This window comes from Leeia sp., assembly GCF_041909055.1.
Lineage (GTDB): Bacteria > Pseudomonadota > Gammaproteobacteria > Burkholderiales > Leeiaceae > Leeia > Leeia aquatica.
The window spans coordinates 1-1,583 of record NZ_JAYREC010000013.1 but is presented as its reverse complement, the minus strand read 5'-3'; the positions used below and the strand labels follow the sequence as shown (position 1 = coordinate 1,583).

The window sequence follows — 1,583 nt, the reverse complement described above, 5'->3', positions numbered from 1 at the left end:
CCGGCCAGGCGCGCTTTACACGCACCTTCTGGATGAGCATGCCCGCCGAAAACAAGCACATGGCCCGCATGCAGGCCACCTGGGCCTACCTGCGCGAGGCGGTGGGGCAGCGGCAGGGGGTGTTGAACCCGGCTTGAGGTGCTTAACCGTCAGGCACTGCATGCCTACGTCGGGGCAAATGGATTGAAAACGTCCAACCCCAACGCATTGAAATCATTGACGTTTCGGGTCGCAACGGTCAATCCGTGCACCTGTGCAGTGGCTGCAATCATGGCGTCTTCATAAAGCGTATCGGACTTCCTGTGCATCAATCGCGTCCACGCCCTGAAGGTCCCAGCATCCATCGGCAGCACGTTGTATGTGCCGGCGACCAATTCAAGCCAGTTTTCGATTTCTTGCGCCTTGGCAGGGTCTTGTTCCCGTGTCAGCTCAATGCCCGCTTGAATCTCGCCCAGCGTCGCCGCAGACAGATGCAGTTGGGTGTCATCCAGCGATTGCAGCCAAGCGACCACGCCACCGTGTGGTCGTTGCCGGCGAAGTTCCGACACAACGTTGGTGTCCAGCAGGTACTTATGCATCACAGCATTGGCGCCACCTTGCGGCGCGTGGCGTGACCACGTACAGGCAACTCAAGGTCTGCACGCGCGTCATCGGACAACAAGAGCTGTTTGAGCGAGGGGCGTGCCGCCGATTGGAGCCTGCGCCATTCGTCCACAGGAATGAGCACGGCAGCTTCTGCGCCTCGTCTGGTCACCATCTGCGGCCCCTCAAGCAGGCAGGCATCAAGGAACTCACTGAAACGCGCTTTGGCATCCTGAACTGGCCACGTATGCATCGCAACCTCCATAAAACTAGTCATTTGACTAGTCTGCACCACTTGCCTTCACAAGTCAAACACCCGCTGGTAGCCCGGCTCCTATTGAACAACCAAGGCTGCCGACCCCGCCGTCCCGCCACAGCCAGGGCCTGTTCACACTATTTTTGCACTGGCAAAAATAGTGTGAACAGGCCCTAGCGCCGCCCCACCAGCAGCACCCCCGCCAGCACCAGCCCGGCGCCCGCCATTTGGGGCAGCGAGAGCGGCTCGCCCAGCAGCCAGTAGCTGAACACGATGGTCAGCATGGGGCCCAGGGTGCCAATCAGCACGGTGGGCGCTGCGCCAATGCGGCGGATGGCGGCCGATGTCATGAACACCGGCAGCACGGTGGACAGCAGGGCCATGCCCAGTGCGTGGCCGTACACCGCTGCGGGCTGCACCAAGGCCTGCAGCGGCTGGGTGGCGGCAAAGTGCGCCAGCGTGGCCACGGTGGACACCAGCATGGCCAGCGCGGTAAAGCGCGCCGCGCCCAGGCGGCGGATCACGGGCTCGCTGCCCGCCTGGTAAAACGCATACGACACGGCCGAGCCGAGCACAAAGGCACCGCCCAGCAGCACCGGGCCCATGTCGCTGGCGAGTTGCAGGTCGTGCGTAAAGGCCAGGCCAATGCCTGCGTAGGACAGCAGCAGCGCGCCTATCTCGCGCCGCGAGGCGGTTTTGCCCATGAACAGCACACCGATGAGCAGCGTGATGGTGGGGTAGGTGA

The 1,583-nt window shown here is 62.6% G+C and carries 3 protein-coding genes; all 3 read right to left on the bottom strand.

All coding sequences use genetic code 11. The features are described from left to right. Window positions 1-164: 164 nt before the first annotated feature. Complete coding sequence (locus ACE3O2_RS17710; RefSeq protein WP_374339805.1) at window positions 165-578, bottom strand: type II toxin-antitoxin system VapC family toxin; 414 nt, start codon at window positions 576-578, stop codon at window positions 165-167. Further along, a complete protein-coding gene (locus ACE3O2_RS17705; protein WP_374339803.1) occupies window positions 578-859 on the bottom strand; it encodes a type II toxin-antitoxin system Phd/YefM family antitoxin in 282 nt (93 codons plus the stop codon). Before ACE3O2_RS17705 ends, ACE3O2_RS17710 begins: the two co-directional genes overlap by 1 nt. Window positions 860-1,011: 152 nt before the next feature. Beyond that, window positions 1,012-1,583: DMT family transporter (locus ACE3O2_RS17700; protein ID WP_374339801.1), on the bottom strand; the 572-nt coding region annotated here is incomplete at its 5' end.

Coding starts and splice junctions, on each gene's coding strand:
- ACE3O2_RS17705 (WP_374339803.1), bottom strand. CDS start 859: ATGACTAGTTTTATGGAGGTTGCGATGCATACGTGGCCAGTTCAGGAT.
- ACE3O2_RS17710 (WP_374339805.1), bottom strand. CDS start 578: ATGCATAAGTACCTGCTGGACACCAACGTTGTGTCGGAACTTCGCCGG.